Source organism: Bacillus sp. EB600 (assembly GCF_024494385.1).
Lineage (GTDB): Bacteria > Bacillota > Bacilli > Bacillales > Cytobacillaceae > JAEVLT01.
In genome coordinates, this window is record NZ_JAEVLT010000007.1 from 119,334 (window position 1) to 138,699 (window position 19,366).

Here is a 19,366-nt window from a genome sequence, read left to right on the forward strand (position 1 = left end):
TTCAAATAATTCTGGATAGGAATGAAATGGATTCTTTTAAAAAGGGTAGGTGAACCATGGAATTAGAAGTAGATACGCTAAAACCCTTACTAGATCCAAGAAACATTGCCATTATAGGAGCATCCTCTGATTTAACCAGAATCGGAGGACTTCCTATTAAGAGTTTAGTAGATTTTAACTTTCAGGGGAAGATTTTCCCTGTAAATCCTAAGTATGTTGAAATTGCCGGGTTAAAATGTTATTCAACTATCAGTCAAGTTCCTTGTGTTGTTGATTTAGCGATTATTGTACTGCCAAGTTACTTGGTTTTACATGCTGTTCGTGATTGTGGTGAACAGGGGGTAAAGTCGATTATCGTCATGAGTGCAGGTTTTTCTGAAATTGGGGAACAAGGGAAACGAAATCAAGATGAACTAACTAAAATAGCTAAAAACTATCAAATGAGAGTGTTAGGACCAAACACAGTTGGCATGTTTAACTTGCAAAAGGGGGCAATTGCAAATTTTGCATTAACACCATCATTAGGTAGCGTTCCTAAAGGGAGAATCGGGATTGTAAGTCAGAGTGGGGCATTTTGCGGATACATTTATACACTGGCAGCGCAAAAACAAATAGGACTCAATTATTTTATTGGCACCGGTAATGAAGCGGATATTGATGTAGCAGACTGTATTGCCTACTTAGCTCAAGATGAAAATACAGACGTCATCGCTGTCTATCTGGAAGGCTGTAAAGATGGGAAAAAGTTTATAGCATCATTAGAAATGGCAAAGAGAAATAAAAAGCCAGTCATTATCCTAAAGGTTGGCAAATCAGAGATTGGTAGTAAAGCCGCATTATCTCATACAGCTTCATTAGTTGGTGAGGATGCTTCTTATGATGCGGTCTTCAAACAAACTGGTGCGTATCGGGTTGAAAGTATTCAAGAATTGTTGGATGTATCCTATGCATGTTCTTTTGGACGTCTTCCACAAGGAAAAAACATCGCTATCTTTACAGTGTCGGGTGGAGCTGGTGTAATGATGGCTGATTATCTAGCATTTCAAGATCTAAATTTACCTCAACCTGATGAAAGCGTAAGAAAAAAACTACTACAGTTAGTTCCATTTGCTTCTGTACAAAACCCGATTGATTTTACAGGTCATCTAGTCAATAATCCAAAACTTTTGGGGGAATTTTTGAGAGAGGTACTAGATAATAGAACCTATGATATGATTGTTACTTTTACAGGCATTCAAGGATATAAAGAAGAAGCTTTTGCAGAACTTTTATCTGCCATGAATGACATCAGTAATGAATTCCCGCATATCCCACAGTTGCTGACCACTTTGTTTACACAAGAAACCAAAAAGAAGATTCATAAAATAGGAATTCCTGTTTTTGATGATCCAATCACAATGGTTAATGTAGCAAAAGCCTTGTGTTATTTGGGCAATCATTTCTATCAATCTACTAAAAGTGAGACGCATTGGGAAAAGAAGAAACTTGATTTATCTCTATTTACTTCCAGTGCTTTGACAGAAGGATACAGTAAACAATTACTGCAAAATTACGATATTCCAGTCACAAATGAAAAGGTTGTGAAAACGGAAGAAGAGGCCGTTCAAATAGCTAATGAAATTGGGTACCCTGTCGCATTAAAGGGAATGTCACCGCAGATCTTACACAAAACAGAAGCAAATCTTGTCCAACTAAATGTTAACAATGATATTGATGTATTTGGGTTATTTAGTTACATTCGTGAAACTATTTTGCAGATGAAGGATGCAGAATTTGAAGGAGTATTAGTTCAAGAGATGCTGGATCCTCCTGTTGCCGAAATCATTGTAGGGTCAAAAACCGATCAGCTATTTGGGCCAATGATTATGGTAGGGTTAGGGGGGATTTTTCTAGAAGCATTCAAAGATGTTTCTATCAGGAAAGCACCTGTGGATAAAAATGAAGCATTAAAAATGATTCAAGAGTTAAGAGGCTTTTCTATCTTAAATGGGCTAAGAGGTCAATCCCCGGGTGATATCGAAGCGCTTTGTGATTTAATCACTTCACTAAGTCATCTGGTCACAGATTATGCTGATGAAATTGAAGAAGTAGATATAAACCCAGTAATGGTTTATCCGTTAGAGAATGGGGTTATGGCAGCAGATGCTCTAATCAAACTTAAACAGCAACATTGGAAAAAATCAATTAAATTAGCTGAAAATCTGAATTAATAAAGTCGATATAAAAGATTTTTCTGAAAGGAGAAAACAAAATGAATATTTTAGTGCTACTTAAACAGACCTTTGATACAGAAGAAAAAATAGTCATCCAAGATGGGTTAATTAAAGAAGATGGGGTTGAATTCATCATTAACCCTTACGATGAATTTGCGATTGAAGAAGCAGTGAAGTTAAAAGAGACTCATGGTGGGGAAGTTACAGTGCTTACAGTAGGTCCGGATCGCGCAGAGGATGCATTAAGAAAAGCACTGGCAATGGGTGCCGACAAAGCCATTATTGTCGATGATGAAGATCTATTTGGAGACGAGAATAAAATTTCTAAAGTTATTGCTGCTGTAGTAAATAGAGATTCTTATGACATTATTATTTGTGGGTATATGGCCGTCGATGATGGTGCAGCCCAAGTAGGACCAAGACTAGCAGAGCTATTAGATATTCCGCATATCATTACGGTTACTGGCTTAGAAATTGCTGGAACAACTGTGAAGGTACAAAAAGATGTTGAAGGTGAAACAGAATTTATTGAAACTTCATTACCAGTTCTAATTACTGCTCAACAAGGATTAAATGAGCCACGTTATCCTTCTCTTCCAGGGATTATGAAAGCAAAGAAAAAACCACTTGAAAGACTTTCAGCTGATGATTTAGAAATTGAAGCTGATGAAATTCCTTCAAAAACCCTTATTACCGATCAATATCTGCCTCCTAAAAAAGAAGCCGGTATGGTATTAAGTGGTGAATTATCTGACCAAGTCAATGAATTGGTGCAATTACTATATAAAGAAGCAAAAGTAATTTAAGAAGAAAGGGATTGAACATAATGAGTAAAAATGTATTAGTTTTTGCCGAATCTCGAGAAGGAAATATTCGTAATGTTTCTATAGAAGCTCTTGCCGCTGCAAAACAAGTGTCAAACGGAGGGAAAGTGATTGCAATTGTATTTGGCAGTGACTCCCAAACCTATGTAAATCAGCTTGCCCATCAAGGAGCAAATGAAGTTTATGTCGTACAAAACAGTCAATTAGACTCTTATTCTACTGATGCCTATTCACAAGCATTCACTCAAATAATTAAGGAAATCCAGCCGGATGCTATCATCTTAGGTCACACAGCGATTGGAAAAGATTTAGCTCCAAGAATAGCTGCGCGATTAGATCTAGGTCTCATTTCAGATTGTACTGGTCTTGAGATCAATGATTCTGAAATTCAATTTATCCGCCCAATTTATGCAGGTAAAGCATTTCAAAAGAAAAAAGTGTCAGAAGGGACTATTTTTGCCACTATTCGTCCAAATAACATCGTACCAAATGAAGCAAATACAAGCCTTACAGCAAATGTTGTTCACTTTGATGTTGAAATCACAAATATCCGTACCGTTATTAAAGATGTACTTCGCAGAGCAACTAAAGGTGTAGATTTAACTGAAGCCAAGATTGTCGTATCTGGAGGCCGCGGTGTTAAAAACAAGGAAGGATTCGAACCATTATATGAATTAGCAAATGTGTTAGGTGCCGCTGTTGGGGCTTCCAGGGGGGCATGCGATGCAAAATATTGCGATTACTCTATGCAAGTTGGCCAAACAGGTAAAGTTGTAACACCTGACCTATATATTGCCTGCGGAATTTCAGGAGCGATTCAGCATGTTGCAGGTATGAGTAATTCAAAAATCATCGTCGCTATAAACAAGGATCCAGAAGCGCCGATTTTCCAGGTTGCAGATTACGGAATTGTTGGTGATTTGTTTGAAGTGGTTCCAATGCTAACAGAAGAGTTTAAAAATCTGCTTGCAGAAGTACAAGTAGGTTAATTGTTTTGAGAATATCGAACAACAGTGGATTGGCAATGATCATCTTTGATATTGCCAATTTTCTGATTGTATAAGCGATTTATCTAAGGAAGAAGGGGCAATTGGTTGTATAAAAAAATTAGTACGGTTTGCTTTCTTCTTACTTTCTTATTTTATTTGCTAAGCATTCCGTTTTGATCTAAATGGATTTCTGTTATTTTAACGATCCTTTCATTCCTATGTATAATATATACTCTCCAAACATTGAAAGGTGTTATGCTTTCCATTTCGCTTCTATTTATATTACTGGGAGCCATAACATTTATTGACAAAAAGAATATCATTCACCAATTGGTTTATTTTTCCAATACAGTTGATGTCATCACTCTAATTGGTTTAGTCCCGTTACTAACACTACCTGTGAAGGTATCAGGATATGCTAATTCCATTGAACAATTGTCGAGGAAAAAAATTAAAAAATCCAGTCAGTTTTTTTCTTTTACACAAGTTTTAACTTTTATTACAGGAACCGTTATGCACATGGCTTCGATGAACATCACACATACCTTAGTGAAAAATACATTATAGACGGACTCATTTGGTTATCTAATAATCTTCATCCTAGCTTACTGGTAAGTGTGTTTATGCTCATTGTTATCCTGTTTTCAATCATGGGAATGCATCCGCTAGTTGCTTATATCATTGTGCTACATATTGTGGATCCTTCAACCATTGGTATTCATCCAGTAATATGGGGTGGCTCTTTAATGGCATCAATGGTAATCGGGATTATGGTATGTCCTTTTAATGGTACAACATCTATTATATCAGTTTAGTAGGCTCTACTTCCCTTCAGGTTGCTAAATGGAATTCTGTTTTTGGCGTCTATTATTTTCTTTTGGTGAGTTTGATTGTTTTTGTTACAGTCAATTTATTTTAGGGTATCCAAATAATTGGCTTTTATAGATTTTAGGTAAAAGTTATATCAATTGGCTATCTTTTTAAAAATAAATATTCTGAGTCTTATGCGTATTCATTTACTTAAATGATTCAGAATTGTATAATAATTTAATAGTAGATTGTCGACAATCTACTATTACAAATAGAAATCAAGCAATATTTAAAGGGAGGAACAATAATGGGAGCACTTGACGGACTAAAAATAATTGACTTATCGCAAATTATGGCAGGCCCATACTGTACGATGGTATTAGCTGACCTTGGTGCAGAAATTATAAAAGTTGAAAAAGTAAACGGTGGGGATGATACACGTCTCACAGGGCCATTTGTTAATGGGGAATCCATCAGTTTCTTTCAAATAAATCGAAATAAAAAGAGTATCGCTTTAAATCTAAAAACAGAGGAAGGCAAGAAAATCTTTTATCTATTAGCCGAGGAGGCAGATGTCATTGTTGAAAATTTTCGTCCTGGTGTAACCGCTTCACTCGGAATTGATTATCAAGCGATTAAAAATATAAACGATGGAATTATTTATTGCTCCATTTCTGGTTTTGGTCAAACAGGGCCATATTCTCATAAAGGTGGGTTTGACTTAGTTGCCCAAGGGATGACAGGACTTATGAGCATGACAGGGGAAAAAGGAAAGAGACCGTTTAAATCAGGGGTTGCGGTTTATGATATTGGCGCTGGAATTACGGCTGTATATTCTATTTTAGCAGCGTATGTTCATAAAATGAAAACAGGGAAAGGGCAACAAATCGATCTTTCTTTAGCTGAAATTGGTCTCCCTTGGTTTGCATGGGAAGCAGCTGCTTATTTTACGAATGGAAAAGTGCCTGAAGCAACTGGCCATCGTCACCGATCCTTAGCACCTTATCAAGCATTTAAAACAAAGGACTCCTATCTCATGTTAGGTTGTGCAAACCAACGAAATTGGGAGAAATTCTGTATAGATGTCATCGAAAAACCGGAATGGATCAAAAATCCGCTATTCATTGACAATGCAAAGAGAATGGAAAATATCGAGGTTTTGGAAAGTGAGATTGAAAGTGTCTTAGTTCTTCAAGATAACAATTATTGGTTGACTCGCTGTGAAAAGGCTGGTGTACCTGCTGGACCTATCAATACTTTTGATGAAGCCATGAAGGATCCACATTATTTAGAAAGAGGCATGATCCAAGAAATAGAGCATCCGGTTATTGGAAAAATGAAAACAGTCGGCATTCCTACCTTCTTTTCAGAAACACCAGGAGAAATACGTACACCTGCACCTCTATTAGGACAGCATACCGATCAAATTCTGTCAGCCTTGAATTTTTCAGATGCGGAAATAGAGCAATTTGAGAAAAAAGGGGTTACAAAGTCTTCATCGCATAAGATTTCAGCAACGTAAAAATGGAGTAGCACTTCACGAGGCATCAGAAATCATTGTAGAGTTACCAGAATACATTATCCCTGCAGTCTCAAAAACAAGTCCACCAATTACTTCAAATGATGCTCGTTTTCACATCCAATACATTCTTTTGCTTGCTATTAATGGAGTGGATATCATTAAACCAGAGCACAGCCTTGACTTTGCTCACCATTGGATGGATTCAATATACAAAGAAATTAAAATAAAATCAAAGTGAAAATTGCTTCTGACTTAACACATTACCATCAGTGCAGGCTTAACTTTATAAATGAATATGGTGAAGTAAAATTACAACGAGAAGGAAGAGGACCAAAAGGTACACCGCAAAACCCAATGAGTATTGAAGAAGTTGGGGACAAATTTCGCAGTCTTGTTAAATTTAAATTAGATCAAGGTAAAATTCAGGAATATCTTTCAAGGATCGATAACCTCGAAGAGGAAAAGGATATTCGTTGGCTGGTAGATTCCTTTGATTAAGGTTAGTTAATGAATACTCAATAAATATTGAAAAAGCAATAACATTCATTAGAATGTTATTAATTAGAATTCATTTCAAATTAAGAATAAATAAAGAATATTATTTTGTTCTGGCTTAGAAACATGAAATGAATTCAATCTATTATTCTAATCTGAAAAGAGGAGGCTAAAATGAGTGTAATCCCAAGACCTGCTTCAACTGTCGTTTTAATGGATGAATTGTCAAGAGTCTACATGACACGTCGACCTAAAACGATGAAATTTTTGAGCGGATTTTATGTTTTCCCTGGCGGTTCCGTAGAAGAAGATGATTTTCTCTTAGCCGACAATTTATTGAGCCATTGGCAGCCTACTACTAACTTTTGCCCCTCCCATTATATAGCTGCTGCCAGAGAGCTTTATGAGGAGGTTGGTGTTTTATTAGGCCATCAACAAGGAAGAGAAACGATTCAACTGGAAAAGAAAAATAGTGAGGAATATCGGCGTTTACTCATTGCCGGAAAAATCTCTTTTTCACAACTATTAAAACAAGAAAGAATCGAACTTAACCTTGATAAATTAAGCTATTTTGGACACAGAATTACACCAAAAGATAGACCGCACCGCTTCGATGTTCGTTTTTTCATTGCTGAATTGCCTGCAGGGCAGATCCCAATTCCAGACGAAAATGAAATTGACGAGGCATTTTGGATTAACCCAGCTGAGGCCATACAATTATTTCAAAAAGGGGAATTATCCATGGTTCCACCAACGATTCTTTCACTCCAAACAATTATCAATTATCAGAATGGAGGGGAATTAAGAATGTTGAATTAAAAAATATGAATATATTATTTCCTTCTATTAAAAATTTACCTTAAATGATTGACAAATAAATATAAACTATTTAATATAGAATTACCGGAATATTAATTATTTTCAGTTAAATCTTCTAACTTTATAAAATATTCTCCTTCAAAAGTATAACAATATATGTTTATTATTATTTTTTACGAATAACTCTTTCAATAAATAAATTTGAAAGCGTTTTATTTTTTAAATAAGAGAGGGGATTATTTGTTCCTGAAATTGTCGACCATCGACAATTGGAAGAATGAAAAAATTTAATTTTGTATTTTGTTCTATTATTAAAAACCTAGAGGGGATTGATTGTATTATGAGAGAAAAGATTTATTCATTATCAAAAGGACTTGATGTAAAATCTTTTGCATACCAATTATTCCAGAAAGCAAAACAATTTGGAATTTGGAATCCAAGTGACATTGATTTTTCACAAGATAAAGAGGATTGGAAGAAACTCACTACTGAACAACAAGAAACAATTAGATTACGAGTTTCAAGATATTTAGTTGGGGAAGAATCAGTAACAATGGATATTTTACCAATGATTATGGCTGTTGCTAAAAAAGGTTGGCTCGAGGAAGAGATGTATTTAACGACATTTATCTTTGAAGAAGCCAAGCATGTTGAGATGTTTAGACTCTATATGAATGCAATTGGAGAACCAGGAGATCTCAATTATTCTAATGGATTACATCGAGAAACTTGGTTTGAAACGTTGCCAACGACCATGAACCGTTTAATCGATGAGCCATCACCAATTCAGATGGCCGAAGCTTCCGCATTATATAATATTTTCCAAGAAGGAATCCAAGCAGAAACAGGTTACTGGACTTTCTATGAGGGGTTAAAGAAAAACAATATTATGCCTGGTTTAATTGAAGGCATTCGTAATTTACAACATGATGAGTCACGACATATTTCATTTGGTCACCACATTCTAAACCGTTTAATTTCGGAAGAGGATCCAGAAATTTATCATTTTGTTGAAAACAAAGTACGAAATGAATGGTGGCCGATTGCGGAAGACGTCTGGAAATCCAATGCCCAGGGCGGGTCGGAAACGGATGGGTTTGGCATTAAAATAGAAGATATGTTGGCATTTGCCAGAAAACAATTAGAAGTACGCTTAAATGTTTTGAAAAAATCTTATGATGCTAGTCTTTTAAGAGAAAAAGCACCTCAATAATGGATTGATAATGTGGATTTCTTAAAATAATGTTTAAGAATATTTAATAAACAAGTTGTTTTAGAAGCGAATAAGAGGAATTGCTTAGTCATAACTGAATTATTACCCTCCAAATAAATTAGTTTAGATTAGATAATTCACTTTCTCTTATCCGCTACTATAAATGAAAAAGAATATATTAGATTTTTATTTACATAGGAAGGATCAAACACAAAACTGTAAGATAACTACTTGGTCAGCCATCTTTCAAAATATAAAGCTCTTCTTCCTAGGTATTGTTCGATAAATAAATAAATTCAAGAAAAGAGGAATGTTCATGCCAAATGAAACAAAGCAGTTACTAGACTTTTCACTTTTTATCAATGGAAAATGGCAGCCTGCTGAAAATAATAAAACATTTCATGTTTATAATCCAGCTGATGGAAAAATTATTGCCAGGGTGGCAAAAGCAAGTAAACGTGATACGGAACAGGCTATTGAATCAGCCCGAAAAACATTTGATTCTGGTATTTGGTCTAGAAAATCCTATCAAGAAAGAGCAGATATTCTCTCTAAATTTGCCAATATTATCAGAAAAAATATTAATGAGATTGCCCAATTAGATATTATTAGTTCAGGTGCCACAAGACGAAAAGCATATTCAGACCCAGCGAGAGCAGCCGATCTAATCGATCAAACCGTGAAAAAACTACACGAATTTTCTCATGTGGAGTTCCTTCCAGCGGCTGGGTCCAATCATAATGAGGTATGGAGAGAACCGATTGGTGTAGTTTCAGCTATTACACCATGGAATGTACCTTTAATGTTAGCGATGTTGAAGATTGTTCCAGCACTGGCAATGGGAAATTCAATTGTGGTGAAGCCAGCTTCCAATACACCTCTTTCTACATTAAAAATAGCTGAATTAGCCTCACAAGCTGGTGTTCCGGATGGTGTATTAAATGTTGTTCCAGGTCCAGGCTCAGAGGTGGGCGATGTTCTCTCAACGCATCCCAGCGTTAATAAGGTCGCTTTTACTGGATCAACAGAAATTGGAAAAAACATTATGCAACAAGCTTCTGATACGATAAAAAAAGTGACACTTGAATTGGGTGGAAAATCACCTGGAATTGTTCTTCCAGATGCTGATTTAGACATCGCGATACCAGGAATTATGAATGGTTTTTGTTTCCATTCCGGACAAATATGTATGTCAGGTACTCGGTTATTAGTTCATGATTCCATTTACGAGGAAGTACTAGAGCGTTTAGCAAAATGTGCAGAAACAATTAAAGTCGGGGACCCTCAAAGTCCTGACACCGGAATGGGACCTGTTATTTCAAAAGGCCAGCTTGAATCCATTTTATCTTATATAGAGATTGGCATTCAAGAGGGTGCTAGATTAGTATACGGCGGACAGCGTGTCATTGTGGAAGGATTAAAAGAGGGATATTACGTTCAGCCGACCATTTTTGCTGATGTTCAAAATGATATGCGTATTGCCCAAGAAGAAATTTTTGGACCCGTACTTGCAGTAATCCGGTACTCAACACTTGAAGAAGCGATTGAGATTGCTAATGATTCGATTTATGGTTTAGCTGCTGGTGTTTGGACAAAAGATGTCATTAAGGCCAAACAAATCGTTAAAGAATTAAGGGCAGGAACTGTTTGGATTAACGATTGGCATGCCATGAGATTTGATGCCCCGTTTGGTGGTTATAAGCAAAGCGGAATAGGTCGTGAACTTGGAGAGGACGTTTTATACGAATATACTCAAACAAAACATGTTCATACGTCTCTTGCACGTGAACTAGACCAAAGACCAGCCTATATCATTTTTTAATAGAATTTTATCTAAAAATAAAGGAAGGTGACCTTATGCTACTATCAAACTTTCAATATTCTGTAAGGACGGCTATTCATAGTGGTGCTGGAGTGCGAACAACTTTACCTAGTCTTGTTCATGGACTTAGAGGTAAAAGAATTATTCTATTTACCGATAAGGGTCTGAATCAAGCAGGAGTTACTAGTCAAATCACTGAGGTATTTCTTGGTCTGTCAGGTCAAATCCAGCTTGTAGGTACATTTGATGACATTGAACAAGATGCAAGAGCTCGAAACATTAATGCTGCTATTCAATTTGTAAGAGAACGAAATGGAGATACATTGATTGCACTTGGTGGTGGGAGTGTCCTTGATACCGTAAAAAGTGTGAGATGGGCTCTTCACAAAGGATATTCTGATATTCATGAGGGGCTAAACGTCATGGTCAGAGAACAGTGGCCTGAAGCGAAGCCGATTAACATTCCATTTATCGCTATACCGACTACTGCCGGAACAGGATCGGAGGTTTCTATCTCAGCTGTTATTTATAATGAAAAACTGAAGATAAAAGCGACTTTGTCTAATCCATATCTATCACCGGATATCGCTCTTCTTGACCCTGAGCTATCAACGGGTTTACCACCTAGAATTACGGCGTTTACAGGTATGGATGCCCTAACCCATGCAGTTGAAGGATATTTTTCATCAAGAGCGAACCCACTGACAGATGCTTATGCCTTGCAAGCCATGAAATTAATCTTAGAAAATTTACCGATAGCTGTTAAAGATGGAAGAAATGTTCAGGCTCGTGCCAATATGCTGTTAGCGAGTTCAATGGCTATCTTGGCTTTTACTCAGACTTCGAGTGGTATTCCTGTGCATAATATGGCCCATGTATTTGGTGCTAAATTTGGCGTGCCTCATGGCTTAGCCAATGCAGTACTTTTACCGGAGGTAATCGAATCTCTACCGAATTTATATCTGCCAAGGATTCACAACTTTGCTAGAGTAATAGGTATAGAGAATCCATCTGAAAATGATCAACAATGTTTAGCAGCGGTTGTAGATTTTATTCGTCAATTCCTTGTGGAAATTGAATTGCCTAATACATTTGCAGACTTCAACATTGATCGTTTAGATGGTTTTGTAGAAGCAGTTCATAGTGACCCTACTGCTCGTTATAAAATTCCAGCAGAAGTTGTATTAAAGGTTTCTCATAAAGTCTCTGGATTAACTGTTAACGCTTAATAAATTTCTATTTATTCCACTCTTTGATTAATGATGAGAGTGGAACTTTCTTTAAGTTATTCTGAATATTCAAATATTTAATTTTTGCTTTCCAGTAGTAATGCACAATAGAGAACAAATAATTTCTATAAAAGATCGGGAGATAAATATGAATATTATTAATTTTAGGACTATATTATTTTCTCAAACAATTTAGGCCCCTTCAAGAGCATGGCAATATGTGACTATTATTATTTTTTCTCAGTGTTAAATACGCTTTCAAAAAAATAATTTTGAAGGCGTTTAAAAAATTAATCATTTTACAAAATGTCAATAAGAGAGGAGGAGAATAAAAAGGCTTTTTAAAGTCAGCATGCTATATACAAAAATAGATTTTTAGTGTTGAAAAAAGGGGGGAATTAATGGCTAAGAAGTTATACTGTTCATTTTGGTATTAGGATCATTTATTGCTGCATGTGGTAATCAAGATACAACATCAGTAGTAAAGAAAGCTCTACTGGTAGCGCCAAATCATCTGATGACCCTACCACAATCCAGTTAGCAGGCGAAAAAAGGTGTTGACAAAGAAGAAGTTACAAAAGTTTTTGAAGAGTTTAAAAGGATTACAGATGAAGTTGTTAATAATTAATTTATAGCGTGCTGACGTAGTCATTTTCACAATGTTTTGTGCATAGTACATTCAGTTTTAGCAATTGATCTACTAGCTACTAATTAGTGAAATTGGGAGGGGAGTTTTATCAGAAAGGAAATATCTAGGGGGAATAATGAAGAATCATTTTTGTACCAGCAGTAGCTGATATAAATAGTCTACAATCGGCATTTTGTGTTTTCCAAGATTAAAATGAAAAAATAATTTAGAACGAAAGGGAGTAAGTAAATTGAGATCAGAAATTATGTCTTTATCAAAGGGAATCGATACAAATTCATTTCCTTACCAATTATTCCAAAAAGCAAAGCAATTTGGAATTTGGAATCCAAGTGACATTGATTTTTCAAAGGATAGAGAAGATTGGAAAAACCTCACTCCTGAACAAAAACATAGTATAAAGCTTCGCGTTTCAAGATTTATTGTCGGGGAAGAATCAGTCACAATGGATATCCTCCCAATGATTATGACAGTGGCTAAAAAAGGATGGCTGGAAGAAGAGTTATTTTTAACCTCCTTTATTTTTGAAGAAGCCAAGCATGTTGAGTTTTTTAATATTTTCTTAAAGGAAATTGGTGAAACTGGTGATCTTTCGTTTTCAAATGGGGATCACAAGAATATTTGGTTTAACATTCTGCCAAGTACTATGAACCGTCTGTTAGTTGATCCATCACCACAAAATATTGCTGAGGCAGCAGCCATGTATAATCTTTTCCTTGAAGGGGTTCAAGCCGAAACCTCCTATTATATGATGTATGAGGGTGCCAGGAAAATGAATATTATGCCTGGATTAATGGAAGGGATTGATCATTTAAAGCATGATGAATCGCGCCACATCTCGTTTGGGATCTATATTTTACAACGACTGATTAAAGAGGATCCATCATTATTCGAATTTGTTGAAAATAAAGTTCGAAATGAATGGTGGCCATATGCAGAAGGAGCATGGAGCTCGAATGCACTCGATGGCAGTGCTACAGATGGTTTCGGGATGAAAATCTCCGATATTTTGGAATATGCAAGAAAACAAATGAATGTCCGATTAAATATATTGAAAAAAGCGACAGAAACAGAACTTTTAAATATGACAAAGTAATTTCCATCAAATAATTAGAACAGTGAACTTAATCTTATGAAAAGACTGATATTCTAATATAGTCTCCAGTAGTCGACTATTGACATTAATAATTGAGAGAAATTTATGTTAATAATGAGGAGTTTTTTAACGAAATTCAGAATTTTCTGTCAATTTGTCTTATTAGAAGCGAAAGAGAAATTGCTTGGACATAGTTAAATTATTACCCTCCAAATAAATAATTTTAGATGTGATATTGCTCTTTCTCTTATTCGTTACTATATAAAAAAACAATGGGAAAGAAGGAATGTAACTTATGAATACTGAAAAAATTGTGACTTTAACAAGAGGAATTAACGAAAATTCTTTTACGTATCAATTGTTCCAAAAGGCCAAAAAATTTGGGATCTGGAATCCTAGCGACATCGATTTTACTCAGGATAAAGAAGATTGGAAAAAACTTACTCCTGAGCAGCAAGAAACTTTAAGGATACGACTTTCAAAGTTTCTTGTTGGTGAAGAATCGGTAACACATGAAATTATTCCAATGATTGTAGCCGTCGGAAAAAAAGGTTGGATAGAAGATGAAATCTTTTTGACCTCTTTCTTATGGGAAGAAGCAAAACACGTAGAACTTTTTACTATCGTATTAAAAGAGCTTGGGGAGAAAGGGAATATCGCATATTCAAGTGAAGAACATTTAGACTTGTGGTTAAATGTGCTGCCAAATATTATGAATAAATTGTACGACAAACCAACCAATAAAGAAATAGCCGAAGCTTCAGCACTTTATAATATGTTTCAAGAAGGCGTCCAGGCCGAAACTGCCTACTTCTTAATGTACGAAGGCGTAAATCGTCTTGGGTTGATGCCTGGTTTAATGCAAGGTATTGAGAATCTTAAGAGAGATGAAGCAAGACATATTTCCTTCGGAACTTATCTTCTGCAGAAATTAATTCGTGAGGAACCGGAAATATACCAATTTGTGGAAGACAAAATGAATGAATGGTGGCCAATTGCCGAGAAGTTAATGTTTAATAATAACGTGAATAGTACCGCAGAGGATGCATTTGGAATTAAAATAAGTGAAGTTTACGAATTTGCGAGAAAACAATTTGATGTCAGAATTGAAATGTTAAGGAGAGCAGTAGATTCAGATAATGGTCAATTTGTTATAAAATAAACAGACTTGCTTTTCATAGGGGATGTTTCTAATACCAGTTTTGAGATAACCTATTAGTCATCCCCTTCCTAATAAACAATAATGTAGAATTTCTTCCAACAGTTGGTTCGAATCATAACGAGGTATGGAGAGAACCGATTGGTGTAGTTACAGCTATCACTCAGTAATTCCTTGTAGAACTTGGATTGCCTAATACATTTGCGGATTTCAACATTGATAGTTTAGAAGGTTTTGTTGAAGCAGTTCATAATGACCCAACCGCTCGTTATAAAATTCCAACAGAAGTAATAGTAAAGGTTGCCCATAAAGTTTCTGGATTAACGGTTAACGCTTAAATTAATCAATTTATATTTCCACCACTCTCTCCTATATCTATGGGGGTGGTTTCCATCTATTATTTTAAATTTTCAATCGTTCCGAAAACTATCCGATCTCCCTCCGAAGAATTTTGAAGCTATTCTGCATCACCTTGTTGAACAAATCCATATGGTTCAAACCATTCCTCGATAATATGTGTAAAAGTAAGGGGAAATACACAAATAAATCCTGGTTATTGATTTCTGCCCTGATTAAAAAGCCTATTACTTATGGCGGGTAGGGCTGATTAAGCAATTGGGTAGCAAGAATGGATCTTAAAGAGCTATAAAAAAGGAGAGATATGGATGAACATGATCATCTTTATCTCTCCTTATTATTTACTCTAAATTTCAATTACCCTTTATCTTTTGCAAATAAACTGGCTAGTCCAGAGGTGGCATCATAGGGAAACAAAATCGTACTGTTTTTTTCTGCAGCAATCTCTGTCATTGTTTGCAGCATGCGTAATTGCATTGCCGCCGGCTGTTTGCTAATCACTTCGGCCGCTTCGGCTAGCTTTTCAGCAGCTTCAAATTCCCCTTTTGAGGCAATAACCTTTGCAACCCTTTCACGTTCAGCTTCAGCCTCTTTAGCCATTGCACGGCGAAGACCTTCGGGGAGGTCCATTGAACGAATTTCGACCCCAGTAACTTTAATTCCCCATGGTTCTGTTGCTTGGTCAAGCTCTTTGCGCAACAAATCATCTAATTTTTTTTGCTCGGTGAGCATTTCCGACATGGTGTGAGCACCCAAGTTGGAACGAAGGATGGTTTGAGCTAAGGTCTGAGTGGCTTTACGATAATTCTCAACATCAAGAAGGGCTTTTTGGGCATTAACGACTTGATAATATACGACTGCATTTAAGGTTACAGGAACACTGTCTTTTGTAATAATATCTTGATTTTCAACATTTTCTACTCTAACACGCATATCAATTTTTTGGACACTTTCGACAATTGGGATAACAAAATGAATGCCAGGTTCAAGCGAACGAGTATAACGGCCTAAGCGAAGCACAACTGCCTGCTGATACTGCTGAACAATTCGAATCGTGCTGAAAAAAATAACAAGTAATAAAAAGATTAAAATAATAATTGGTACAAACGAAGGCACTGTCATAAAGAGCCATCTCCTTAGAAAATATAAGATTTCTTGATATGCTACTGTCTCTAGTTTAGCAGATTTAAAGCATAAAAAGTTAACTTTAGGTTATTCGACCACGAAAAAAGAAGAACATTTAGCAGCAGAATGTAGCATCTGGAAATGGCTAGGAGTGGTCCTTTAGTCGATTTTCATTTGAACTTGTTCAACTGACAGACTCTAAACCTATAATGAGGGAATCTCAAAACGGGATTGGAATCATGCCTGAAGGTGCAGCATACAATTCAAAATATGTCCTGAATTTTCAACCAAATAGGAGGAAAGTGTTTCCTACTAGGAAGCTGGAATAAAAATAAGGATTCAATCATATAAAAGGAGGACGCATTAAATGGAACAGCAAAAAATGATAATTGATGGTAATCGATTAAAGGAAACGCTTGAAAAATTTGCTGATTTTGGACGAACCGAGAACAATGGAGTGACTCGCTTGTCGTTATCGGAAGAGGATCGTTTAGCCAGAGATTATTTTTGTTCATGCTGTGAAGAATTAGGGATGTTTGTAGAGATTGATGATATGGGAACGATTTATGCTACTTTGGAAGGCCTTGAAACCAAGCAGCCCATTGTCATTGGTTCACATTTGGATACAGTCAAAAAAGGCGGACGGTTTGATGGGGTGTTAGGAGTCGTAGCGGGGTTAGAAGTGGCGCGTACTTTAGTAGAAAATAACATAAAACCACGCATCCCGCTCATGATTGTTAATTTTACAAATGAAGAGGGTGCTAGATTTGAACCTTCCATGATGGCATCAGGAGTTTTGTCAGGTAAGTTCAGTAAAGCGACAATGCTTAAGAAGACAGATGGTAATGGAATCACGTTTGAGGAGGCGCTACATTCGATTGGATATGCAGGTAAAGAAGAGTCAAGATTAAAAGAAGCTACAGCCCTCTTAGAATTACATATTGAACAAGGACCTATTCTTGAACGAGAATCTTTATCCATCGGCGTTGTGGAATGTGTCCTTGGAATGGTTTGTTATGAGATTGAAGTGATTGGAGAGTCTGACCATGCTGGAACAACTCCAATGGATATGAGAAAAGATGCTCTCTTTGCTGCAACTAACATCATCTCGGAAGCACGTACAAAACTAAGCGCTCTTGATTCGGAATTAGTTTTCACGATGGGAAGAATGAATGTGCTGCCTAATGTTCACACTGTTATTCCAAATAAAGTCGTCTTTTCATTGGAAGCAAGGCATAAGGACCCAGCTGTCATTAGGCAAGTGGAGGATATTATTCAAGGACTTACTGTAATCCCGTCAAATGAAGGCTGCACAATTAAAACAACGAAGTTATGGGATCGCTCCACAGTTTGGTTTAACCCACAAATATGCACCCTGCTAGAAAATTCTACAAAAACATTAGGCTATTCGTATAAAAGAATGGTCAGCGGGGCCGGTCATGACGCTCAATTCATAGCCAGTTATGTACCCACTGCAATGATTTTTGTTCCTAGTATAAAGGGAAAGAGCCATTGTGAAGAGGAGCTTACTACCTGGGAAGATTGTGAGAAGGGGGTAAATGTACTACTCGAAACAGTTTTAGTCATGTAACCGATTTGCAATAGAATTACCGTAAAATAACCAAAAAATTTTTTTCTCTTCCTGGAAGGGGGTATCGTGTTGAAGCCTACAAATCAGTCAAGAATTTCATATGAGGATTTGAGTCTGAATTTTCAGGAAAATAGTCTAGGATTAACAAAGGCAAAAGCACTGGAGGAGGCCAATCGTTGTTTATATTGTTACGATGCGCCCTGTATCAAAGCATGTCCAACGGGGATCGATATACCTGCTTTTATTAAGAAAATCGCCTCAGGTAATGTAAAAGGATCTGCCAAAACAATTTTGACAGCTAATCCAATTGGAGCAAGCTGTGCTCGTGTCTGTCCGACTGAGGAATTATGTGAAGGAGCGTGTGTGCTCAATCATTCGACAAAGCCGATTATGATTGGAAATCTTCAGCGATATGCAACCGACTGGGCGATCAAGAATGAGCAGGGCTTATTCGAACCTGGGAAGAAAAATGGGAAAGCTGTTGCGATTGTCGGCGGGGGCCCATCAGGGTTGTCTGCTGCTAGAGAACTGGCGCGATTGGGCTATAGTGCCACCATTTTTGAAGCAGAGGAAAAGGCTGGAGGGTTAAATACATTTGGAATTGTTCCATTCCGGCTTCCTCAAGAAATTTCAGACTGGGAAGTGAAGCAGATTGAAAAATTGGGTGTTGAAATTCGCACCCATTCGAGAGTGGGCAAGGATAAATCAGTAGATGAATTGCTGAAGGAATATGACTCTATTATTCTTGCTATCGGTATGTCGAAGGTAACCGATTTAGGGATAAACGGGGAGAATTTAGAGGGAGTATACGACGCGATTGAATTTGTGCGGGAAACGAAAACAAAACCGATATCGAATCATCTCCTTGGAAAAACAGTAGCCGTTATCGGGGCAGGGAATACAGCAATTGATGCGGCGACAAGTTCCGTACGCTTAGGTGCCCAAAATGTTAAAATTCTCTACCGACGAACTATCGAAGAAATGACAGCCTACGAGTTTGAATATGAATTCGCTAAGCAGGATGGGGTGGAGTTCAGATTTCTGACAGGTCCCATACGGATCATCGGAGATGAACAAGGCAGTGTAAAGGGACTTGAATGCACCAAAATGAAATTAGGTGACCCAGGAGAAGATGGCCGCCGCCGTCCTGTTCCAATGGAAGCGTCCGAATTTACACTTGAAGTGGATGCAGTCATAAAAGCAAATGGCCAATCAAGATACATCGACCTCATCGAACAATTTAAGCTAGAACACGATGGCGGGACCGCAAAAATTGATCCAAACACGTATCAAACATCAAATAAAAAAGTGTTTGCCTGCGGAGATGTCATTTTTGGAAAAGGGCAAGGAGAAGCAATGGTTGTATCCGCTGTACAGCAAGGGAAAGAGACAGCATACGCCATCCACCGACTATTGTCTCCATCTGTTGTTGAGTCGGTATAGGCAGGAATGAAAG

Annotated in this window: 16 protein-coding genes; 15 read left to right on the forward strand and 1 reads right to left on the reverse strand. The window is 36.8% G+C overall.

Features of this window, described 5'->3' with window-relative positions; all coding sequences use genetic code 11:
* Nucleotides 1-56: 56 nt before the first annotated feature.
* From JN080_RS10100 to JN080_RS10160, 13 genes are all read left to right on the forward strand, one after another.
* The gene (locus tag JN080_RS10100; RefSeq protein ID WP_256235854.1) at nt 57-2,210 is read left to right on the forward strand and encodes an acetate--CoA ligase family protein; all 2,154 of its coding nucleotides are present in this window, start codon (nt 57-59) and stop codon (nt 2,208-2,210) included.
* A gap of 41 nt (nt 2,211-2,251) precedes the next feature.
* On the forward strand, nt 2,252-3,019 hold the full coding sequence (locus JN080_RS10105) for an electron transfer flavoprotein subunit beta/FixA family protein (RefSeq protein WP_256235855.1): 768 nt from the start codon (nt 2,252-2,254) through the stop codon (nt 3,017-3,019).
* Nucleotides 3,020-3,039: 20 nt separating this feature from the next.
* A complete protein-coding gene (locus JN080_RS10110) occupies nt 3,040-4,026 on the forward strand; it encodes an electron transfer flavoprotein subunit alpha/FixB family protein (RefSeq protein ID WP_256235856.1) in 987 nt (328 codons plus the stop codon).
* 623 nt (nt 4,027-4,649) lie between these two features.
* Nucleotides 4,650-4,841 carry a hypothetical protein gene (locus JN080_RS10115; protein ID WP_256235857.1) on the forward strand — a complete coding sequence of 64 codons (192 nt, stop codon included), beginning with the start codon at nt 4,650-4,652 and terminating at the stop codon, nt 4,839-4,841.
* 302 nt (nt 4,842-5,143) lie between these two features.
* On the forward strand, nt 5,144-6,358 hold the full coding sequence (locus tag JN080_RS10120) for a CaiB/BaiF CoA transferase family protein (protein ID WP_256235858.1): 1,215 nt from the start codon (nt 5,144-5,146) through the stop codon (nt 6,356-6,358).
* Nucleotides 6,359-6,592: 234 nt separating this feature from the next.
* Nucleotides 6,593-6,856, forward strand: a complete 264-nt coding sequence (locus JN080_RS10125; RefSeq protein WP_256235859.1) for an MmgE/PrpD family protein — start codon at nt 6,593-6,595, stop codon at nt 6,854-6,856.
* A 171-nt stretch (nt 6,857-7,027) separates the two neighbouring features.
* On the forward strand, nt 7,028-7,672 hold the full coding sequence (locus JN080_RS10130; RefSeq protein WP_256235860.1) for an NUDIX hydrolase: 645 nt from the start codon (nt 7,028-7,030) through the stop codon (nt 7,670-7,672).
* Between the two features lie 340 nt (nt 7,673-8,012).
* On the forward strand, nt 8,013-8,885 hold the full coding sequence (locus JN080_RS10135) for a R2-like ligand-binding oxidase (protein ID WP_256235861.1): 873 nt from the start codon (nt 8,013-8,015) through the stop codon (nt 8,883-8,885).
* Between the two features lie 316 nt (nt 8,886-9,201).
* Nucleotides 9,202-10,707 carry an aldehyde dehydrogenase family protein gene (locus JN080_RS10140; RefSeq protein ID WP_256235863.1) on the forward strand — a complete coding sequence of 502 codons (1,506 nt, stop codon included), beginning with the start codon at nt 9,202-9,204 and terminating at the stop codon, nt 10,705-10,707.
* A gap of 35 nt (nt 10,708-10,742) precedes the next feature.
* Nucleotides 10,743-11,936, forward strand: coding sequence for an iron-containing alcohol dehydrogenase (locus JN080_RS10145; protein WP_256235864.1), 1,194 nt, complete (start codon nt 10,743-10,745; stop codon nt 11,934-11,936).
* A gap of 878 nt (nt 11,937-12,814) precedes the next feature.
* Nucleotides 12,815-13,678, forward strand: a complete 864-nt coding sequence (locus tag JN080_RS10150; protein WP_256235865.1) for a R2-like ligand-binding oxidase — start codon at nt 12,815-12,817, stop codon at nt 13,676-13,678.
* 295 nt (nt 13,679-13,973) lie between these two features.
* Nucleotides 13,974-14,840, forward strand: a complete 867-nt coding sequence (locus JN080_RS10155; RefSeq protein WP_256235866.1) for a R2-like ligand-binding oxidase — start codon at nt 13,974-13,976, stop codon at nt 14,838-14,840.
* A 185-nt stretch (nt 14,841-15,025) separates the two neighbouring features.
* Entirely contained in the window at nt 15,026-15,175 is a 150-nt protein-coding gene (locus JN080_RS10160) for a hypothetical protein (RefSeq protein WP_256235867.1), read from the forward strand.
* 376 nt (nt 15,176-15,551) lie between these two features.
* On the opposite strand, the gene JN080_RS10165 is transcribed toward JN080_RS10160, so the two are convergent.
* Nucleotides 15,552-16,316: an SPFH domain-containing protein gene (locus tag JN080_RS10165; RefSeq protein WP_256235868.1), complete on the reverse strand. Its 765-nt coding sequence runs from the start codon at nt 16,314-16,316 to the stop codon at nt 15,552-15,554.
* A 370-nt stretch (nt 16,317-16,686) separates the two neighbouring features.
* On the opposite strand from JN080_RS10165, the gene JN080_RS10170 reads away from it, so the two are divergent.
* Both JN080_RS10170 and JN080_RS10175 read left to right on the forward strand, forming a co-directional pair.
* On the forward strand, nt 16,687-17,910 hold the full coding sequence (locus JN080_RS10170; RefSeq protein WP_256235869.1) for a Zn-dependent hydrolase: 1,224 nt from the start codon (nt 16,687-16,689) through the stop codon (nt 17,908-17,910).
* A 69-nt stretch (nt 17,911-17,979) separates the two neighbouring features.
* Nucleotides 17,980-19,353: an NAD(P)-dependent oxidoreductase gene (locus JN080_RS10175; RefSeq protein ID WP_256235870.1), complete on the forward strand. Its 1,374-nt coding sequence runs from the start codon at nt 17,980-17,982 to the stop codon at nt 19,351-19,353.
* Nucleotides 19,354-19,366 lie beyond the last annotated feature (13 nt).

What these genes read in the sequence shown, in the direction of transcription:
- JN080_RS10110 (WP_256235856.1), top strand. Translation starts at nt 3,040, where the DNA reads ATGAGTAAAAATGTATTAGTTTTTGCCGAATCTCGAGAAGGAAATATT.
- JN080_RS10100 (WP_256235854.1), top strand. Translation starts at nt 57, where the DNA reads ATGGAATTAGAAGTAGATACGCTAAAACCCTTACTAGATCCAAGAAAC.
- JN080_RS10145 (WP_256235864.1), top strand. Translation starts at nt 10,743, where the DNA reads ATGCTACTATCAAACTTTCAATATTCTGTAAGGACGGCTATTCATAGT.
- JN080_RS10155 (WP_256235866.1), top strand. Translation starts at nt 13,974, where the DNA reads ATGAATACTGAAAAAATTGTGACTTTAACAAGAGGAATTAACGAAAAT.
- JN080_RS10105 (WP_256235855.1), top strand. Translation starts at nt 2,252, where the DNA reads ATGAATATTTTAGTGCTACTTAAACAGACCTTTGATACAGAAGAAAAA.
- JN080_RS10120 (WP_256235858.1), top strand. Translation starts at nt 5,144, where the DNA reads ATGGGAGCACTTGACGGACTAAAAATAATTGACTTATCGCAAATTATG.
- JN080_RS10135 (WP_256235861.1), top strand. Translation starts at nt 8,013, where the DNA reads ATGAGAGAAAAGATTTATTCATTATCAAAAGGACTTGATGTAAAATCT.
- JN080_RS10115 (WP_256235857.1), top strand. Translation starts at nt 4,650, where the DNA reads ATGCTCATTGTTATCCTGTTTTCAATCATGGGAATGCATCCGCTAGTT.
- JN080_RS10140 (WP_256235863.1), top strand. Translation starts at nt 9,202, where the DNA reads ATGCCAAATGAAACAAAGCAGTTACTAGACTTTTCACTTTTTATCAAT.
- JN080_RS10130 (WP_256235860.1), top strand. Translation starts at nt 7,028, where the DNA reads ATGAGTGTAATCCCAAGACCTGCTTCAACTGTCGTTTTAATGGATGAA.
- JN080_RS10170 (WP_256235869.1), top strand. Translation starts at nt 16,687, where the DNA reads ATGGAACAGCAAAAAATGATAATTGATGGTAATCGATTAAAGGAAACG.
- JN080_RS10165 (WP_256235868.1), bottom strand. Translation starts at nt 16,316, where the DNA reads ATGACAGTGCCTTCGTTTGTACCAATTATTATTTTAATCTTTTTATTA.